The following is a 16985-nucleotide window of genomic DNA, read 5'->3' on the forward strand; positions in this document are numbered from 1 at the left end:
ATGACGGATTGGACGGAGACAGAGCTGGCTGCATTGCGCCGGGCCTATGCCTGCGGCACGACGCGGGTCAGCTATGATGGAAAATCCGTCGACTATGGCTCAGCCGAGGATCTGCTGGGCCGCATCCGCACCATCGAGCGGGCCATCGCGGGGACGACCCGACCTCTGCCGGTCGCCGGGCTGGCGGGCTTCTCGCGCGGGGATCGCTGATGTCGGCCAACTGGTTCGATCACGCTATCGCGACGATCGCGCCTCGGGCTGCCGCCCGTCGCGTGCTGGCGCGACAGGCATTCGAGACCCTGACGCGCGGCTATGACGGTGCGTCAAAAGGGCGGCGCACGGACGGTTGGCGCGCGTCGGGATCCTCGGCCGACACCGAAATCGGCGTGGCAGGGGCGCTGCTGCGCGACCGGATGCGCGATCTCGTCCGCAACAACCCGCATGCAGCCAAGGCCGTGGCGGTGCTGGTGAACAACATCGTCGGTTCGGGCATCATGCCCCGTGCAGCCAGCGGCGATGACAAGCTCGACCGTAAGGTGGACGCGTTGTTCGCTCGCTGGACGGCGGAGTGCGATGCCGATGGCCAGCTCGACTTCTACGGGCTGCAGACGCTGATCTGCCGCGAAATGATCGAAGCGGGCGAGGTGTTGATCCGTCGCAGGCTCCGGAGGGCCAGCGACGGTTTGCCAGTGCCGCTGCAATTGCAGGTGCTGGAGGCCGACTTCCTCGACGCCACCAAGTCCAGTTACACGGGCGCGGGCCGCATCGTGCAGGGCATCGAGTTCGACCCGGTCGGCAAACGCCGGGCCTACTGGCTGCATGCCGCGCATCCCGGCGATGCCTGGGGTGCGCTGCAGGGCAGGCTCGGATCGCGACCGGTCCCCGCGACCGAAATCGCCCATGTCTACGAGAAGCAGCGCACGCAGGCGCGCGGCGTTCCCTGGGGCGCACCGGTGATCCGCAGCTTGCGCGACCTCGACGACTACGAGGTGGCCGAACTGGTGCGCAAGAAGACCGAGGCCTGCGTCACGGCCATCGTCTTCGCCGACGACGAGGCGCAGCAGGGCATCGCGCCCGCCGTGGTCGATGCCGATGGCAACAGGGTCGAGCAGTTCGAACCGGGGCTGATCGCCTATGCGCGCGGCGGCAAGGACATCCGGTTCAACCAACCCGCTGCCACCGGCGGCTACGGCGAATACAAGCGGGCCAGCCTGCACACGATCTCGGCCGGGTTCCGGGTGCCCTACGAGCTGCTGACTGGGGACCTGTCCCAGGTGAACTATTCCTCGATCCGGGCGGGGCTGGTCGAGTTCCGGCGCATGATCGACGCCGTGCAGTGGCAGCTCTTCATTCCGATGCTCTGTGCGCCGGTGTGGCGCTGGTTCACGGAAGCCGCATGGGCGGCGGGGCAGATCCCGACACCGGACGTGCCGGTGGAATGGTCGCCGCCGAAGTTCGACGCGGTCGATCCCTACAAGGATGCGATGGCCGACCTGCTGGCGATCCGGACAGGCACGATGACGCTGGCGCAGGCCATCGCCCGGCAGGGCCACAACCCGGACGCGGTCCTCGCGGAAATCGCCGCGACTAACGCCAAGCTCGATGGTCTCGGCCTCGTGCTCGACAGCGACCCGCGCCGCGTCACCAAGACCGGCAGCGCGCAGGCGGGCGACCCAACCAGTGACCCGGCCGCCCCCGCATCCGAACCAGAGAAGGAATAGGGCCATGCCCGATACGATCATCGCGGCCCCGGTCGCCCTGCCAATGCAGCTTCGGCGCGCACCCATCCTGCCCGCGACCGTCAATTCCGAGGCGCGCTCGGTCGACGTGGTCTTCACCACCGGCGCGGCCGTCCGGCGGCGGCGCTGGACCGGCTGGGACACCTCCGTCCCCTTCGACGAGATCCTCGAGGTGAGCGACAGAGCCGTGGACCTGACGCGCCTCAACGCCGGGGCCCCGGCGCTCGACAGTCACTCGGTCTGGTCCTCGCATTCGCAGGTGGGCGTCGTCGAGCGCGCCTGGATCGAGGGCAAGGAAGGAAAGGCCACCATCCGCTTCCCCCGCGAGGGTCTGGACCAGGCCGCCGACCGCATGTTCGGGCTGATCAGCGACGGTATCATCCGCAACGTCTCGGTCGGCTATTCCATCGAGCGGGTGAAGGTGGTCGAGCCCGCAGCCAAGGGCGAGGTCGAGCAGCGCATCGTCGAACGCTGGACCCCGCTCGAGGTCAGCTTCGTGACCGTTCCCGCCGATCCCCGCGCGCAGGTCCGCGCCGCGGATCAGGCCAGCTATCCCGTCGAGATCATCGACACCCGCATGCAAAAGGAGGCATCCATGCCTGAGAGCACGACCACCGTGGCTGGGGATGTCCCCGCCTTGACCGAGACCCGCCATCAGCCCGTCGCGGCCCCGGCACAGCCCGAACAGACGGCCGCGCGGATGCCGGAACCGGCGCCTGCGCCCGACAGCGAGACCATCGCGACCCGCGCCCGCGAGGCCGAGCGTGATCGCGTGTCCACCATCTACGATCTGACCGGCCGTCTGAACCTCGAACGCAGCTTCGCAGAGGATCTGGTCAAGCGCGGCGTCAGCGTCGACGAGTCCCGCCGCCTGATCCTCGACCAGGTCGCAGCGAAATCCGACGAGACCCGGACCTTCCCCCATGTCTCGATCCCCCTCGGTGGACGCGACGAGCGGATCACCCGCCGCGACGCGGTGGCGAATGCGCTCCTGCACCGCTACAGCCCGACGCTGTTCCCGCTCGAGGATGCCGCGCGCCAGTATCGCGGCATGACGCTGCTGGAATTGGCCCGCGAAAGCCTCGGCAATGCGGGGGTCAACACGCGGGGGCTCTCGCGCGACGAGGTGGCGACGCGGGCGCTGCACTCGACCTCGGACTTCCCCGAGATCCTGTCGGCCGTCACCAACAAGACCCTGCGGCAGGCCTATGACGCCTATCCCCGGACCTTCGCGCTTTTCTGCCGCCAGGTGCTGGCCACCGACTTCAAATCCATGCACCGCGTCCAGCTGGGCGAAGCGCCGCAGCTTCTGGAGGTCGGCGAAAGCGGCGAGTTCAAGCGCGGGACGCTCGGGGAGAGCAAGGAGAGCTACAAGGTCAAGACCTATGGCCGGGTCGTCGCCATCACCCGGCAGGTGCTGATCAACGACGATCTCGATGCCTTCACGCGCATCCCGGCGATGTATGGCAACTCCATCGCGCAGCTGGAATCGGACGTGGTCTGGGGCATCATCACCTCGAACCCGGCGATGGCCGATGGCAACGCGCTCTTCCACACCACGCACAAGAACCTGGCAGGCACCGGTGCGGCGCTGGATGTGGCGAGTGTCGGCGCGGCCCGCGCTGCGATGGCGCTGCAGTCGGGCCTCGACAAGAAGACGGTGCTGAACATCCGGCCCGCCTTCCTGATCGTCCCGGCAGCCCTGGAACTGAAGGCCGAACAGCTGGTCGCGCAGAACCTTGTCCCCACCGACAGCGCCAAGGTGGTGCCGCAGTCGATCCGGACGCTTTCGCCGATCAGCGAGCCGCGCCTCGACGCCGCCAGCGCCACCTCCTGGTATCTGGCAGCCTCGCCCAACCAGATCGACACCATCGAGTACGCCTATCTCGAGGGCCAGCAGGGTGCCTACATCGAGACCCGCAACGGCTTCGATGTCGACGGCGTCGAGATCAAGTGCCGCCTCGATTTCGGCGCCAAGGCCATCGACTGGCGCGGCCTCTACAAGAACCCCGGCGCGTGACCAGCGCGCTGAAATGCTGAACCCCGACATGCGGGCGGTCCTGATGGGCCGCCCTTCGTCTTTCCACGAGGATCCTCCCCATGAAAACCTACGTCCAGCCCGGCAATACCATCACCTTGACCGCACCCTATGCCGTCGCCTCTGGCGATGGCCTGCTTGTCGGTGCCATCTTCGGCGTTGCAACCGGAACCGTCGCCATCAGCGAGCCCGTCGAAACCGCGCTCACCGGCGTATTCGATCTCACCAAGGTCGGCTCCCAGGCTTGGACCGTCGGTGCTAAGGTCTATTGGGACAACACCAACAAGCGCTGCACTACGGTCCCGACCGACAACACCCTCATCGGCGTGGCTACCTATGCCGTGGCGAGCGGCGCGGGCGACACCGTCGGTCGGGTGCGGCTGAACGGCGCCTTCTGATGAGCGCCTTTGCCGCCGCCTTGGGTGCGCTCTTTGCCGATCCGAACATCGGCCGGGACGCGGTCTACATCACCGACGGCGGCGCGCCCGTGCTGGTGCGCGTCGTCGCCCGGCGTGCCGATGCCATCACAGACTACGGCGATGCGCGGCTCTGGTCCGAGACCACCCGGATCGACCTGTGCGTCGCCGAGGTGCCAGCCCCACGCCCGGGCGACCGCATCGAGATCGAGGGCGAGGCGTTCCTCATCCAGGGCGAACCGGTCCGCGACCGCGAGCGGCTGGTCTGGACCGTAGATCTGCGCCCGACGTGACTGCGATGAAGCTCAAGCTCGACATTGATCCCGACATCGTCGCGATGATGGCGGCCGAGGTGGCGGCTGGCGAGCGGGCCGTGTCGGCCGCAATCCGCGAGGCCGGGACCGGGCTCAAGGCGGCGTGGCGCACGCAGATCACCGGCGCGGGGCTCGGGCCACGCCTTGCTCGCACCATCCGGTCGGAGCAGTTCCCCAAGGCCACGCCCAGCCTCAACGCGGCGGCCGTGATCTGGTCCAACGCCCCGGTCATCGTCGGCGCCCACGACACCGGCCCGCTGATCCGCTCGAAGAACGGCTTCTGGCTGGCGATCCCGACCGCTGCCGCTGGAAAGTCCGCCCGTGGCGGTCGGATCAGCCCTGGCGAGTGGGAACGCCGCACGGGGTTGCGCCTGCGGTTCATCTATCGCCGCAGGGGCCCGAGCCTGATGGTAGCCGAGGGGCGGCTGAACACGAAGGGCCGCGCCGTAGCGTCACGGTCGAAAACCGGCCGGGGCCTCGTGACCGCGCCGATCTTCCTGTTGGTGCCGCAGGTCAAGTTGCCTAAGCGCCTCGACCTCGCGCGGGATGCAGAGCGGGCGCATGACGCGTTGCCGGGGCTAATCGTGGCGAACTGGGTCGGCGACTTGGGAGTTCGTTAGATACCAGAGCGATCAGCGGTGATCAGGCAGGATGGGTGCGGCCCGCCCAGCCAGTTTCTTCCATTCCTGGTTGTCTATCAATGTCGACCTGTAGATCTTCAAATTGGAACAGCCGTCGATCGACTTCAGGGTCTTCTTAACAGACTCGGAAAGCGCATTCGCCAACCAAGGGCCCAAAGTGACACGCCTTACATGGCTCAAGCTGATTGGCACGTCATGAAATGGCTTTGAATTGTGCGGGTCTACGTGGACGACGCGGTACTCTGCTTCATCGCCATAGGGCCACCTTTTCAGGAAGGGAAGCTGCTCGACATCGATGTCAGCCATCTTTTTCGCCTCCTTCAAAAGGGTGTAATTCATAGTGCCATGCCGAGTGCCCGGATCTTGGTTGAATGCTTCCAGAAGTCCTTCCTTGTCGAACTCGATGCACACGCCGTCTGAGCCGTGAGAAAAAACCCGCCAGTGGTGGTAGGTTTCGTGGCTTTCTGCGAAGCAGAGAGCCAAGACAGAAGCAGCATTCGTGCGCCGCTTGTACTCTGACATGAAGAACGCGTCATTCCTGTCATCCCAAGTTGACGGGTCAAGAAGCGTGATCTTTCGTTGCTGCAGAAGATGGATGGCAGCGGCCAAGTTCGTGTAGCGCCGAAATGTCGTGCTTGTCATTTTCTCGGGCGCCCTCGTCAAAACCCCGCAAATCATATGCATTAAGCGCAGCATCGCAGTGAAGGTAAAGCATATCCTCAGTGGCTGTGCTCGTGGATAGGACGAATGCCGACCCCCCGCGAAATCATCCTCGCAGCGCTGCACGCGCGGCTTTTGGCGCTGCCTGCCACCGCCCTGCGCGGTGAGGTGCTGCCCGAGCGCGTGCCAGCCGGGGGCCTGCTGATCCTGCGCGACGGCGAGCCGGGGGAGCCCGAGGTCACACTCTCGCCGCTGCGCTATCACTACCAGCACCGGGCCGAGATCGAGGCGGTCGTGCAAGGGGCCACCCGTGACGCCGCGTTTGACACCCTTTGCGCTCATGTCGGTGCGGTGATTGCCGCCGACCGCACACTAGGCGGGCTTTGCGACTGGATTGAGGCGATGGCGCCGCGCCCGGTCGATCTGCCGGTGGAAGGTGCCGCCAGCCTGAAGGCGGCGGTGATCCCGGTCGTATTGCATTACTCCACAGCCGATCCGCTCGCCTGATCAGTTCGCATTCAGCCCGAAGGGTGCCCGCGTATGCAGGCGCGACTTCCAGCTGTTCTCTCGGGCGATCACCTCCTCCGCGGGCAGGTCCGGTGCGAGCCGTTCAAGGATTGTGAAGCGAAAGCTCCGCGCGTCCCTCTCTCGAAGTTCGCGGTTGCCGCCGTGTCCGTCGCGCGCGTAGGTCAACCAGCGGCCGAGCAGGTTGTCCCGACCGTAGGCCGAGCCAACATAGGATCTTCCATCCCGCTCGTCGAAGATGAGATAGATGCCGCGCCACTCCGACAGACGGGCACGCCAGCTCTTAGGTAGCACTGCAAGCTGCGCGACGTTCAGATCGATCTCGTGCCAATCCGGCGGGGGGGAGGAGAAGGCGCTTTCTTCAAGAATGGCGCGAACCGGAAAGTTGTTGCGGTCCACGAGACGGAACCAGGAGCGTTCCGGCGGTGGGAATTCGATGACCAGCTTTCCCCGCCAGTTTGCATATGCCTCCAAAGGCTCAAAGGAGAACTGCCGAACGGTCCCGACCTCCGCTGCATATTGCTCAGTGAAGCCTTCATAACCAAAACCGCGCAGGGACTGGTTCTCGGGAATGGTCCAGAAACCATTGAGGTCGACGTCGCGGCTTTCGCCGATGCGGTACAGGCCCACGAAATGTGCCGTGCCAGGGCGAAGGCCTAGGAAGCTGGCCATGTAGTGGGCGCGGCGGAGCGCCGTCTCCGGTCGCCCGGGAACCGACTGGTAGGTCTCGAAGAGCTCAGGGCGTTCACTGATGAGCCACGGCATGACTCTGGCGAGCTGCGGCTCAAACGGGCGATGTCGAATGAGTACGACGTTGTCCCTCAAATCGGGATCGATGCCAGCAATCCGCAAAATGTCTTTGAAATCCATGGCCCCGCTTTCCGATCCTGGCTCGCGCCCAAGCCTAACGGGACCAATTCGCTGAAACAACGCGGCTTTCCAACCGCTCATATCTAGGGAGACCTCCATGGCACGTGCGCAAGGCGCGCGGGCGCAGATGGCGCTTGCGTTCGAGACCACCTATGGCACTCCACCCGCGAGCGGGTTCACGAAGATGCCGTTCGCCAGCACCACGCTGGGTTCGGAGCAGCCGCTCCTGAACAGCGAACTCCTGGGATATGGCCGCGACCCGCTGGCACCTATCAAGGATGCGGTGACAGCCGACGGCAACGTGGTCGTCCCGATCGATGCCGCGGCCTTTGGCTTCTGGCTGAAGGCGGCCTTTGGGTCGCCCGTGACGACGGGCGCGGCGCCGGGCCCCTTCACGCATGAGTTCCGCTCCGGTGCCTGGTCCTTGCCGTCGATGTCCATCGAGACCGGCATGCCGGAGGTGCCGCGTTATGCGATGTACTCGGGCTGCGTCCTCGACAGCCTGAGTTGGCAGATGCAGCGATCCGGCCTGCTGACCGCGACCGCGAGCCTCGTGGCGCAGGGCGAGGCCATCGCGAGCACCTCCGCCGCGGGCACACTGGCCGATCTCGACCTCCAGCGCTTCGGGCATTTCAACGGGGCGATCACGCGCAACGGCCAGCCGCTCGGCAACATCATCTCGGCCGAGATCACCTATGCCAACAACCTTGACCGGGTGGAGACCATTCGCTCCGACGGCCGCATCGACGGGGCGGATCCCTCCATTGCGGCGCTGACCGGCAAGATCGAGGTGCGCTTCGCCGATCAGGTGCTGGTGAACCAGGCCATCGCGGGCGATCCCTGCGCGCTGACTTTCGCCTATGTCCTGCTCTCGGGCGAGAGTTTCACCTTCACGGCGCATGCCGTCTATCTGCCGCGCCCCCGGATCGAGATCCCGGGGCCGCAGGGCATCCAGGCCACCTTCGACTGGCAGGCCGCGCGCGATGCCACACTGGGTCGGATGTGCACAGCTACGCTCGTCAATGACATCGAGGAGTACTGATGATGCTGCGCCTGAACCTCGCCCGCGAAGCCGTTTGGCTCGACCTCGCACTGGGCGTGCGCGTGAAGGTCGAACCGCTCACGACGGCCATCATGGTCGCGGCCCGCACCGATCCGGCCGTGCGCGCCATCGCCCCCGGCACGCCCGATGACAGCATCGCGGTCATCTTTGCCAAGGCCATCGCGGCCCGTGCCATCGTCGATTGGGAGGGTGTGGGCGACGCAGACGGTACGCCCATTCCGGTCAGCCCCGAGGCCATCGACGCTCTTCTCGATCTCTGGCCGATCTTCGAGAAGTTCCAGACCGCCTATGTCGCCAAGGGTCTGGAGCTCGAGGCGGAAAAAAACGTCTCAGCGCCCTTGCTGACTGGGTCTTCGGTGGGGGCGACGGATACTGCAAAGCCTGCGAAGGGCGCTGCCCGGACTGCCCGCAAATCCTGAACGCGCCCCTGAGCCATGAGGGCTGGCAGGTCTGGGATCTGGCGCAGCGCATGGGTGGGCAGATCCGCGCAATCCCCGGCGCCGTCCTCGGCTGGGACATGACGGCAGCACTAGCCATGGCGTCTGCCTTGGGCATTTCCCCGCGCGCCGTCGTCGAACTGCTGCCGGTGATCGAAGCCGTGATGGTTCGCAGGTTGAACGAAGAGAGAGAAGGTCGCCGCGATGGCTGAGAAACGGGTCTCTGTCCGCCTCGCGGCCGTCGGCGGCCGCCAGGTGCGCGCCGAGCTAGAAGGGATCGGCGAGGCAGGGACGCGCGGCTTCGGCCGTCTGTCGCGTGAGATGGAGGCCGCGAACACCCGGCTTGCTGCCTTCGCGCGCCGTGCCGGGATCGCTATGGCTGCGGCGGCCTCTGCCGCGACGGCAGGGCTTGGCATCATCGTGCGCAATGCGGCCCAGAGCGCCGACCAGATCCGGCAGTTCGCGCAAGTTGCCAATGCCACGCCCGAGAGCTTCCAGCGCTGGGCGGCCGGAGCACGCACGGTTGGGGTCGAGCAGGAGAAGCTGGCCGATATCCTGAAGGACGTGAACGACCGGGTCGGGGATTTCCTGCAGACCGGTGGCGGGCCGATGAAGGATTTCTTCGAACAGATCGCCCCGCGTGTGGGCGTCACGGCCGAAGAGTTCGCCCGCCTCTCGGGGCCAGAAGCGCTGCAGCTCTACGTGACCTCGCTCGAGAAGGCGGGGCTCAGCCAGCAGGAGATGACCTTCTATCTCGAGGCCATGGCCTCAGACGCCACGCGCCTACTGCCGCTCCTGCGCGATGGCGGGGCTGAGATGACCCGCTTCGGCGATCAGGCGCGTTCCGTCGGTGCGATCCTCGACGGCGAGGCACTGTCCTCGCTGCGCCAGACCCAGATTGCGCTGGGCAGTCTCGGCATGGTCTTTGACGGGATCCGCAACCAGATCGCCGTCGCCGTAGCACCTGCCGTCACCTGGCTTTCCGAAGCCTTCGTGGCGCTGGCCTCCGAAGGCGGCGCGCTTCGGACGGCGCTCGATGCGCTGGGCGAGAACCTGGGGCGCATGGCGTCCTATGCCGCGGCCGTTGTGGGCGTCATGGCGGGCCGCTGGGTCGCGGGGCTAGCCGCGGCGGCACTTTCGGTCCGGGGTCTCGCGACCGCGCTTGTCGTCCTGCGCGGCGCGCTGATCCGCACCGGCATCGGGGCGCTGATCGTCGGCGTGGGCGAGTTGATTTTCCAGTTCGGGCGGCTGGTGCAAGGCACCGGCAGCGTTGGCGCCGCGCTGGGCCTTCTGGGCGACGTGGCTCGCGAGGTCTGGGATCGAATGAAGCTTGGCATGGTGGCACTGGGCCTCTCGATCACGGCGGGCTGGGCCGAGATCAGCGCGGGTATCGCCGCCGCCTTGCAAACCGGGCTCGAGGCGGTGGTGGGGTTCGGCAATGCGACGCTGAACACGTTCCAAGGGGCAATAGAGGCGGTGAAGGTGCTCTGGTCGGCCCTGCCTGCGACCATCGGCGAGTTCGCCTATGGCGCGGCCAACGCGCTGATTGGCGGGGTCGAGGCCATGCTGAACGGCGTAGCGGCACGGATCGACGGATTCCTCGAAGGGATCAATGCCGGTCTCGATGTGCTGGGCATCGAGAAACGCGTGCCGCTGATCGGGACCATCGAGCTTGGCGGGATCGAGAACCCGTTTGCGGGGGCTGCGGCCAATGCCGGTGCGGAGGCGCGCGCGGCCTTTGAGGCGGCCTTCAACAGCGATCCTATCGCGCCGCCCGATCTGGGCCTGACGGCAGCAGCCGAGGCGGCGCGTGGGGAGGCGGCGCGTCTGCGCGACATGATGGGTGAGGTCGCGACCGCCGCCACGGCGCCTCTGCAATCCCTGGCCGCGTTGCGAGAGGCCGTCTCGGCGTCCAGTACCGAAGCAGCGGCTGGGCTCGAGGACGCACGCACGGCCGCGACCGGCCTTGGTACCGCCCTGCAGGGGGCGGGCGACGCCGCGGACGCCGCTGGCAGTTCGGGGCGTGGTGCAGGCAACGCGCTGCGTGAGGGGGCGGACGCGGCAAAGAATGCCTGGGAGGCCACGGCCGATGCTGTTCGCAAGGCGCAGGAGAAGTCCCGCGAGATCGCCCAGGGTCTCGCGCAGGACATCACCGGACCCATCAAGGAAGCCCTGACCTCGGGCGAGTTCACCTGGGAGACATTTGCCGGGGCGATTTCGCGGATCGCGCAGAATCTCGCGACCCGGCTGATCGATCTGGCCTTCAAGCCGATCGAGAACGCCTTGATCAATGCCTTCTCGGGCGGAGGCGGGTTCTTCGGCGGCCTCTTCGGCTTTGCCAAGGGTGGGGTCTTTGCGGGTGGCGCGGAACTGACGGCCTTCGCCCGGGGTGGTGTGGTGAACCGGCCGACTGTGTTTCCCTTCGCCAAAGGCGTCGGCCTCATGGGCGAGGCCGGGCCCGAGGCCATCCTGCCCCTCCGTCGTGGCAAGGGCGGAAGGCTCGGGGTGGAGATGAATGGTGATGGCCCGGCTGCTGCATCTTCGATGTCGACGCGCATCATCAATGTGCTCGACCCGTCTGTGGTCGGCGACTATCTCGCCACGCCTTCGGGCGAGCGGGCCATCCTTAACGTCATCCGCCGCAATCGGGGTGCCATCAATGCATGAACCGGATGGCCAGCAACCCCTCTGGCCCTTTGCGGCTGCGCTGGAAATCACCGAGGTTCTGGAATGGCGCACGGATGTGTTGCAGTCCCGCGCGGGCGAACAGCGCATCGCGCTCCGCTCCACCCCGCGGGAGATCGTCACCTTCCAGCATCGCTGCGACGCGCTGGGCATGGCGCGGGCGGCGGAGCTGGTGCGCGCGGGGTTCGCAGAGGAGTGGTCTGTCCCGCTGTGGCACATGGCTCTGCAGCCCACAGCGGACGTGGCGCAAGGAGCGACCGAGATTGCCGTCGACACCACGGCGGCGGATTTCCGGGCGGGGGATGCTGTGGCTATCGCGGTGGATGGCCGCGAGGCATCTCTTGCGGAGATCGCTGACGTCGAGGCGGATCGGCTGATCCTGGTGGAACCACTTGGCGCACAGCTGCTTGCAGCAACAGTAGCTGCAACGCGCATCACCGTTGCACCCGTCCGTTCCGGCCTACTGACTGCCCCGGTCGAGATCGCCCGTCGCCGCCAGAATGACGGCATGGTCACGGCTACCTTCCTGCTGCGCGATGCTCCCGATCTGTCAGAACCGGTCATGCCGACCTATCTCGGCCGTCCGGTCCAGACCGACCCGAGCCTGACCCGTTCGCCGATCACTGCCAGCCTGCGCCGCGCCGTCGAATACGTCGACAATGGCTTCGGGCCGGTCGTGGTCGAACTACTGCGGGATCTGTTCGAGAGGGGCGAGGCGATTACCCTGAAGGCGCAGGGCGCGGCGGAGCGTTGGGCACTGCGTCGCTGGCTGTGGTCGCTGCGCGGCAGGCAATCCAGCTTCTGGTTGCCATCCTGGGGGCGCGAGCTGCAGCTGCGCGCGGCCATGACCTCGGGATCCACGCTGATGCGCGTCGTGCCCATCACGGACCTGGCGGCCTATGTCGGGCGCGCGATCCTGCTCGAGATGCCAAGCGGGTTGCGCTTCCGGACGATCACCGCGGCTGTGGTGGAGGGTGCGGATCATCGGCTGACGCTGTCGTCCAGTCTCGGCGAGCCGGTGGCCTTCGGGACGAAGGTGCATTTCCTGACACTGGTGCGGTCGGATGCGGATCGGATCGAGATCCGGCACGGGGCTGTAGCAAGTGAGGTGACCCTGCCTGTCGTGGAGGTTCCGGAATGACCTACACCACCATCGAGTCCTCGACCGCCGAGGGCCGCCCCTACTACCTGTACCAGTTCGTCGAAGGCGATCAGGTCTGGCGCTTCACCAGCCGGGCCATGGATTGGACCAGTGCAGCCAGCGAGGGCGACACAATCAGCTGGGAAGCCGCCGCCATCTCCCATGGTGATGTCGTGCAGACGAGCGAGATCGAGCGCGGGCGGCTGGAACTGACCTGGCCGACCTCGCATCCTTTCGCACGCCGGTTCCTCGCGCCCTTGGGCAACACGCCAGTGACGCTGACCATCTTCCGCGGCCACGAGCAGGTGCTGGGTGAGACCGTGGCGCATTGGAAGGGCCGCGTGGTCGGGGCCGAGGTCGAGGGCGTCCAAATCCTTCTGAACTGCGAATCCGTCTTCAGCACGCTCCGCCGGGCAGGTGTGCGCGCAAAGTACCAGCGCCTCTGCCGCCACGCGCTCTACGGGCGCGGCTGTGGGCTCGATATCAGCTTCCATTGGCAGACCGGAACCGTGACGGCCGCCTCGGGCAATTCCCTGACAGTCCCAGAGGCAGGTGGCCAGCCCGATGGTTGGTTTCGCGGTGGGGTGCTGAGGTTTGGGGTCCAACTTGGGTTCATCACTGGCCATGTCGGGACGACCCTCACGCTATCTCGGCCGATGCCTGAGGTGGGAGCAGCGCTGGCCGCACCCGAGCTCGACCCCGAGACTGGCGATCCGCTCCCCGTGGTAGCTGATATCGCCCCAGGCTGTGACCTGCGCGCGGCGACCTGTGCGGCCAAGTTCGGCAACCTCGCGAACTTCGGCGGCTTCCCCGAGATCCCCGGCCGCAACCCCTTCGGCGGCAGTTCAATCGTCTGAGCATTATCCATGGTCTGGACCTTCATCGCGCGGCTCGTTCTCGGGCTCGTGCTCTCTGCGATTTCCTATGCGCTGAGCCCGCGGCCCAAGGTCGAGAAGCCGCAGGCTGCGGGGCTCGACGATTTCACGCTGCCGACGGCTGAAGAAGGACGTCCGATCCCGGTCGTCTTCGGCACGGTTCTGATCACCGGCCCGAATGTCGTCTGGGCCGGAGACCTGAAGGTCGATCCCATCAAGAAGAAAGGCGGCAAGAAGTGACCCGCGTGACGATCCAGGACCTGCGTGCAGCACGCTACTGCCTCGCGGGCGTGCGGCCATGGTTTCGGCGGCATGGGCTGGACTGGCAGGCGTTTCTCGACGGCGGCATCGACGTCGAGACGCTCCGCGCCACGGGCGACGCCTTGGTGGAACCGGTGATCCTGCAGGCCGAAGCACGTGCGGCGATGATGCCGGAGGCCAGCGATGGGCGGTAGGAGCAAGGCCCAAACCGTCGGCTATCGCTACTCGCTGGGCGTGCATCTGGCGCTCTGTCACGGGCCGGTCGACGCCATCCGCGAGATCCTCGTCGACCGTCGCACCGCATGGTCCGTCACGACCGGTGGGGGCTCCACCGGAGGCGGGGGCGCGGCGGTCGAGACGCGCATCGGCACTGTCGCAGGGATGGCCGCCACCGCGGCGCTGGCAGGCGACAGCGGCGCAACCATCAGCTTCCCCGGTACCCGTGCTGGGGTGCGCATCGGACGCGATTACCGCCTGGCCCTCGCCAACGGGTCGAGCCAGACCATCACCCTGCAAGCCGTCACCTTCGATGCCGCGACCAACGTCACGCGCTGGACGGTCCTGCCCGAGGCGCTGAGCTTCCCGGCGCAATCGGTCGAGGTGTTCGAGGCCACGACCGGCGCCAGCAATACCGGCGCAGGTGGCGGCCGCATCCGTATCGACAAACCCGACCTCTTCGGCGGCGAGAGCCGCGAAGGTGGCATCCGCGGCGATGTCGATGTACTGATGGGCGGGCCAGGCCAAGGGCTGAACGACTACCTCACCGCGCGCATGGGCGGGGACGTACCTGCTTATCGCGGCCTCTGCAGCCTCGTGCTGCGGCAGGTCTATCTCGGCATCAACCCGTATCTGAAGCCATGGGCGGTGCGGGTCACCCGCGTGCTGACCGGCGAGGCAGGCGCGGCGCAATGGTATCCCGAGAAGGCGGCCATCGTGCCGGAGGCCAATATCTCGGATGCGGCGATCTACATCGCGCTCGACGTTTCGGGCTCAATGTCCGGAACCCGCATGTCGGCCCAGAAGGCGGGCGTCGCGGCGCTGATCCGCGAGATCGCGGCGGGCGTGGATCCCGACCGGCCGAACGATATCCGCATCGTCCTCTGGAACGCGGCAGTCGCCGGGTCCATCGAACGGCGCAACACGGGCCCTGACGATTATGCCGCGCTCGAGGCCTGGATGCTGGGGCTCTCGAACTTCACCAACGGAGGCACGAGCTTCAACACGGCCTTCGCGGAAGCAAATGCCTTCTTCGCGGGTGGTGGGTCCAAACGCCGGATCGTCATCTTCGTGACCGATGGTGAGCCATCGCCCGTCTCCTCGGTCGATGCGGCGCTGGCGATCATCCGCACCCTGCCGCCCGCCGACATCTTCGGCTTCAACATCTCGCTCGCGAACACGTCCTACACCGCCCAGATCGACAACACCCCTGTCGATGGCGTGCCGGTGATCCCACCCGGCAACCCGCAAGCACTGGTCGCCTCCCTGCGCGGCGCCTTTGGCAACGGCCCGGACATGAACCCGGCGCACATCATCCGCGAATGCCTGACCAACCGGGACTGGGGTCTGGGATATTCCTCGGTCGAGATCGGGGCGAGTTTCACCACCGCCGCGGATGCGCTTTATACCGAGGGCTTCGGCCTCTCGCTGATCTGGCAACAGGACTCCTCCATTGAGGAGTTCATCGCCCGCGTCCTCGACCATATCGACGCCACGCTCTTCATCGACAGGCGCACCGGACTCTGGGAGATGAAGCTGATCCGCGCGGATTACTCACCCGCAACGCTGCCCCTGTTCGATGAGACCAATGTCGTGGACTGGGGGCGTCTTGGCCGCCGCTCGCCATCCGATCTGGTAAACAGCGTCACGGTGCGGTTCACCGATGCCTGGACCGACGACACCGGAGCGGTTTCGGTCACCGACACGGCCCGTGTCCAGGCGATGGGCGAGGTGCTGGCCACCACGCTCGACTATCCCGGCATCCGCTATCAGGGGCTCGCCGTGCGCGTGGCCGAACGCGATCTGCGTGCCTTGTCGGCACCGCTTCTGACTGGAGAGATCGTCGTCAACCGCGAAGGCGCGGACCTCGGGCCTGGCGATGTGATCCGGCTGCGTTCGACGCGGCTGGGGCTGGATGACGTCGCGATGCGGATTTCCGAGATCGGACAGGGCGACGGCCGCGACAACGGCATCCGGCTGAAGATTGCCGAGGATGTCTTCGCGCTGGGCGCCACGGCCATCGCGGGCGGGCGCATGCCCACGGGCATCGGTGTCGCAGCCCCGCCGCGGGCACTGGCCCGCCGCATGGTCGAGGAAGCTCCGTACTGGCTTCTCGTCCGCGAGCTTGGCCACAGCGAGGCCGACCGCCGCCTTGCCGAGGACCCGGACGCAGGCGCACTGGTCGCCACAGGCGAGCGCCCGAGCGCCGATGCCCTGGCGGCCCAGCTCTGGATCGATCCCGGAACTGGACCAACACAGGAGGGGGTAGTCGCTTTCGCTCCGACGGCACTGCTGGCCACAGACGTGACGGACAGCCCGGAGGCACGGGTGATCCCGGTGACTGGCTGGCGCGACATTGGCGAAGTCGAGATCGGCACGCTCGCCAGCATCGATGGCGAACTGGTCCGCGTGGATGGGATCACGCCGAGCAGCGTCACCGTCGGCCGGGGATGCCTCGACACGGTCCCTCGCGCGCATGCGGCTGGCTCGCCGATCATCTTCTTCGACGATGTGGCACGGATCACCGAAGACAGCTGGGCTGCAGGCGAGACGCTGGGGGCCCGGCTTCTCCCTGAGACCGGACGCGGCACACTGGCATTCGCGCTGGCGCCAGAAGATGCCGTGACCCTCGACCGCCGTGGCATCCGCCCCCTGCCGCCCGGCCGTGTGCAAGGGAATGGCACCTACGCCCCCAATGTCGATGCGCTCGTCACCGGTCCTCTCGCCCTGACCTGGGCCCATCGTGACCGGCTGACCCAGACCAGCCCTGTGATCGTCGATCACACCGGCGCCTCGATAGGGCCCGAACCGGGGGTCAGCTACATCGTCGAGGTGCGCTGGGTAGACCCGGACACCGGTGTGGCCATCCTGCCCGCGGGCGTGGTGATCGATGCAGGCACTGCTGCCAGCTGGTCCCTCGCACCTGAAGCCATTCCTGAGCTCGGCGCCCCGGATCGCACGGCCGAGATCGAACTGGCCGTCCGCTCGCGGCGTCTGGTCGAGGGAAGCTGGGTCACGGATCGCGAGGCGCGGTGGTTTCGGCTGACGGCACCGTTTGCCGCCGGATGGGACCGCGGCTGGGGGTTCCTCTGGGGCACCTGACC

The 16985-nt window shown here is 66.8% G+C and carries 18 protein-coding genes; 16 read left to right on the top strand and 2 right to left on the bottom strand.

Annotated elements, in window-relative coordinates:
* The 6 genes from GU927_RS15995 to GU927_RS16020 all read left to right on the top strand — a co-directional run bounded on the left by GU927_RS15995 (position 1) and on the right by GU927_RS16020 (position 5127).
* Positions 1–210, top strand: coding sequence for a phage head-tail joining protein (locus tag GU927_RS15995; RefSeq protein ID WP_161763459.1), 210 nt, complete (start codon positions 1–3; stop codon positions 208–210).
* Positions 210–1721: a phage portal protein gene (locus GU927_RS16000; protein ID WP_161763460.1), complete on the top strand. Its 1512-nt coding sequence runs from the start codon at positions 210–212 to the stop codon at positions 1719–1721. The genes GU927_RS15995 and GU927_RS16000 overlap by 1 nt, the downstream gene beginning before the upstream one ends.
* A 4-nt stretch (positions 1722–1725) precedes the next feature.
* Positions 1726–3759, top strand: a complete 2034-nt coding sequence (locus tag GU927_RS16005; protein WP_232489239.1) for a prohead protease/major capsid protein fusion protein — start codon at positions 1726–1728, stop codon at positions 3757–3759.
* An 80-nt stretch (positions 3760–3839) separates the two neighbouring features.
* The gene (locus GU927_RS16010; RefSeq protein WP_161763461.1) at positions 3840–4175 is read left to right on the top strand and encodes a DUF2190 family protein; all 336 of its coding nucleotides are present in this window, start codon (positions 3840–3842) and stop codon (positions 4173–4175) included.
* Positions 4175–4486 carry a head-tail joining protein gene (locus tag GU927_RS16015; RefSeq protein WP_101918934.1) on the top strand — a complete coding sequence of 104 codons (312 nt, stop codon included), beginning with the start codon at positions 4175–4177 and terminating at the stop codon, positions 4484–4486. The genes GU927_RS16010 and GU927_RS16015 overlap by 1 nt, the downstream gene beginning before the upstream one ends.
* Before the next feature lie 5 nt (positions 4487–4491).
* Complete coding sequence (locus tag GU927_RS16020) at positions 4492–5127, top strand: DUF6441 family protein (protein ID WP_161763462.1); 636 nt, start codon at positions 4492–4494, stop codon at positions 5125–5127.
* Between the two features lie 12 nt (positions 5128–5139).
* Here the strand turns inward: GU927_RS16020 and GU927_RS16025 are convergent, their stop codons facing one another.
* Positions 5140–5757 (bottom strand): DUF2971 domain-containing protein, encoded by a 618-nt coding sequence (locus GU927_RS16025; protein ID WP_143710362.1) that lies wholly within the window; start codon positions 5755–5757, stop codon positions 5140–5142.
* 138 nt (positions 5758–5895) lie between these two features.
* On the opposite strand from GU927_RS16025, the gene GU927_RS16030 reads away from it, so the two are divergent.
* Positions 5896–6315, top strand: a complete 420-nt coding sequence (locus GU927_RS16030; protein ID WP_161763464.1) for an acyl-CoA transferase — start codon at positions 5896–5898, stop codon at positions 6313–6315.
* Here GU927_RS16030 and GU927_RS16035 read toward each other — a convergent pair whose 3' ends face one another.
* Positions 6316–7203: a GIY-YIG nuclease family protein gene (locus tag GU927_RS16035; RefSeq protein WP_158241751.1), complete on the bottom strand. Its 888-nt coding sequence runs from the start codon at positions 7201–7203 to the stop codon at positions 6316–6318.
* Between the two features lie 97 nt (positions 7204–7300).
* On the opposite strand from GU927_RS16035, the gene GU927_RS16040 reads away from it, so the two are divergent.
* From GU927_RS16040 to GU927_RS16080, 9 genes are read left to right on the top strand one after another with little or no spacing between them, the layout of a single operon-like run.
* Positions 7301–8245 carry a phage tail tube protein gene (locus GU927_RS16040; RefSeq protein WP_161763465.1) on the top strand — a complete coding sequence of 315 codons (945 nt, stop codon included), beginning with the start codon at positions 7301–7303 and terminating at the stop codon, positions 8243–8245.
* A gap of 2 nt (positions 8246–8247) precedes the next feature.
* Positions 8248–8685: a hypothetical protein gene (locus GU927_RS16045; protein ID WP_161763488.1), complete on the top strand. Its 438-nt coding sequence runs from the start codon at positions 8248–8250 to the stop codon at positions 8683–8685.
* A 50-nt stretch (positions 8686–8735) separates the two neighbouring features.
* The gene (locus GU927_RS16050) at positions 8736–8915 is read left to right on the top strand and encodes a DUF7697 family protein (RefSeq protein WP_161763466.1); all 180 of its coding nucleotides are present in this window, start codon (positions 8736–8738) and stop codon (positions 8913–8915) included.
* Positions 8908–11370, top strand: coding sequence for a phage tail tape measure protein (locus GU927_RS16055; RefSeq protein WP_161763467.1), 2463 nt, complete (start codon positions 8908–8910; stop codon positions 11368–11370). The genes GU927_RS16050 and GU927_RS16055 overlap by 8 nt, the downstream gene beginning before the upstream one ends.
* Positions 11363–12529: a hypothetical protein gene (locus GU927_RS16060; protein WP_161763468.1), complete on the top strand. Its 1167-nt coding sequence runs from the start codon at positions 11363–11365 to the stop codon at positions 12527–12529. Before GU927_RS16055 ends, GU927_RS16060 begins: the two co-directional genes overlap by 8 nt.
* On the top strand, positions 12526–13386 hold the full coding sequence (locus tag GU927_RS16065; protein WP_161763469.1) for a phage BR0599 family protein: 861 nt from the start codon (positions 12526–12528) through the stop codon (positions 13384–13386). Before GU927_RS16060 ends, GU927_RS16065 begins: the two co-directional genes overlap by 4 nt.
* Before the next feature lie 9 nt (positions 13387–13395).
* Entirely contained in the window at positions 13396–13644 is a 249-nt protein-coding gene (locus tag GU927_RS16070) for a hypothetical protein (protein ID WP_089905543.1), read from the top strand.
* Complete coding sequence (locus GU927_RS16075; protein WP_161763470.1) at positions 13641–13859, top strand: hypothetical protein; 219 nt, start codon at positions 13641–13643, stop codon at positions 13857–13859. Before GU927_RS16070 ends, GU927_RS16075 begins: the two co-directional genes overlap by 4 nt.
* Positions 13849–16983 carry a phage tail protein gene (locus GU927_RS16080; RefSeq protein WP_161763471.1) on the top strand — a complete coding sequence of 1045 codons (3135 nt, stop codon included), beginning with the start codon at positions 13849–13851 and terminating at the stop codon, positions 16981–16983. The genes GU927_RS16075 and GU927_RS16080 overlap by 11 nt, the downstream gene beginning before the upstream one ends.
* Positions 16984–16985: the final 2 nt, after the last annotated feature.

This window comes from Paragemmobacter amnigenus, from assembly GCF_009908265.2.
Classification (GTDB): domain Bacteria; phylum Pseudomonadota; class Alphaproteobacteria; order Rhodobacterales; family Rhodobacteraceae; genus Paragemmobacter; species Paragemmobacter amnigenus.

Excerpts from the sequence above, each read along its gene's own strand:
- GU927_RS16010 (WP_161763461.1), top strand. The coding sequence starts at position 3,840 with ATGAAAACCTACGTCCAGCCCGGCAATACCATCACCTTGACCGCACCC.
- GU927_RS16045 (WP_161763488.1), top strand. The coding sequence starts at position 8,248 with ATGCTGCGCCTGAACCTCGCCCGCGAAGCCGTTTGGCTCGACCTCGCA.
- GU927_RS16000 (WP_161763460.1), top strand. The coding sequence starts at position 210 with ATGTCGGCCAACTGGTTCGATCACGCTATCGCGACGATCGCGCCTCGG.
- GU927_RS16080 (WP_161763471.1), top strand. The coding sequence starts at position 13,849 with ATGGGCGGTAGGAGCAAGGCCCAAACCGTCGGCTATCGCTACTCGCTG.
- GU927_RS16040 (WP_161763465.1), top strand. The coding sequence starts at position 7,301 with ATGGCACGTGCGCAAGGCGCGCGGGCGCAGATGGCGCTTGCGTTCGAG.
- GU927_RS16035 (WP_158241751.1), bottom strand. The coding sequence starts at position 7,203 with ATGGATTTCAAAGACATTTTGCGGATTGCTGGCATCGATCCCGATTTG.
- GU927_RS16070 (WP_089905543.1), top strand. The coding sequence starts at position 13,396 with ATGGTCTGGACCTTCATCGCGCGGCTCGTTCTCGGGCTCGTGCTCTCT.
- GU927_RS16015 (WP_101918934.1), top strand. The coding sequence starts at position 4,175 with ATGAGCGCCTTTGCCGCCGCCTTGGGTGCGCTCTTTGCCGATCCGAAC.
- GU927_RS16060 (WP_161763468.1), top strand. The coding sequence starts at position 11,363 with ATGCATGAACCGGATGGCCAGCAACCCCTCTGGCCCTTTGCGGCTGCG.
- GU927_RS16050 (WP_161763466.1), top strand. The coding sequence starts at position 8,736 with ATGGGTGGGCAGATCCGCGCAATCCCCGGCGCCGTCCTCGGCTGGGAC.
- GU927_RS16055 (WP_161763467.1), top strand. The coding sequence starts at position 8,908 with ATGGCTGAGAAACGGGTCTCTGTCCGCCTCGCGGCCGTCGGCGGCCGC.
- GU927_RS16005 (WP_232489239.1), top strand. The coding sequence starts at position 1,726 with ATGCCCGATACGATCATCGCGGCCCCGGTCGCCCTGCCAATGCAGCTT.
- GU927_RS16065 (WP_161763469.1), top strand. The coding sequence starts at position 12,526 with ATGACCTACACCACCATCGAGTCCTCGACCGCCGAGGGCCGCCCCTAC.
- GU927_RS16020 (WP_161763462.1), top strand. The coding sequence starts at position 4,492 with ATGAAGCTCAAGCTCGACATTGATCCCGACATCGTCGCGATGATGGCG.
- GU927_RS15995 (WP_161763459.1), top strand. The coding sequence starts at position 1 with ATGACGGATTGGACGGAGACAGAGCTGGCTGCATTGCGCCGGGCCTAT.
- GU927_RS16030 (WP_161763464.1), top strand. The coding sequence starts at position 5,896 with ATGCCGACCCCCCGCGAAATCATCCTCGCAGCGCTGCACGCGCGGCTT.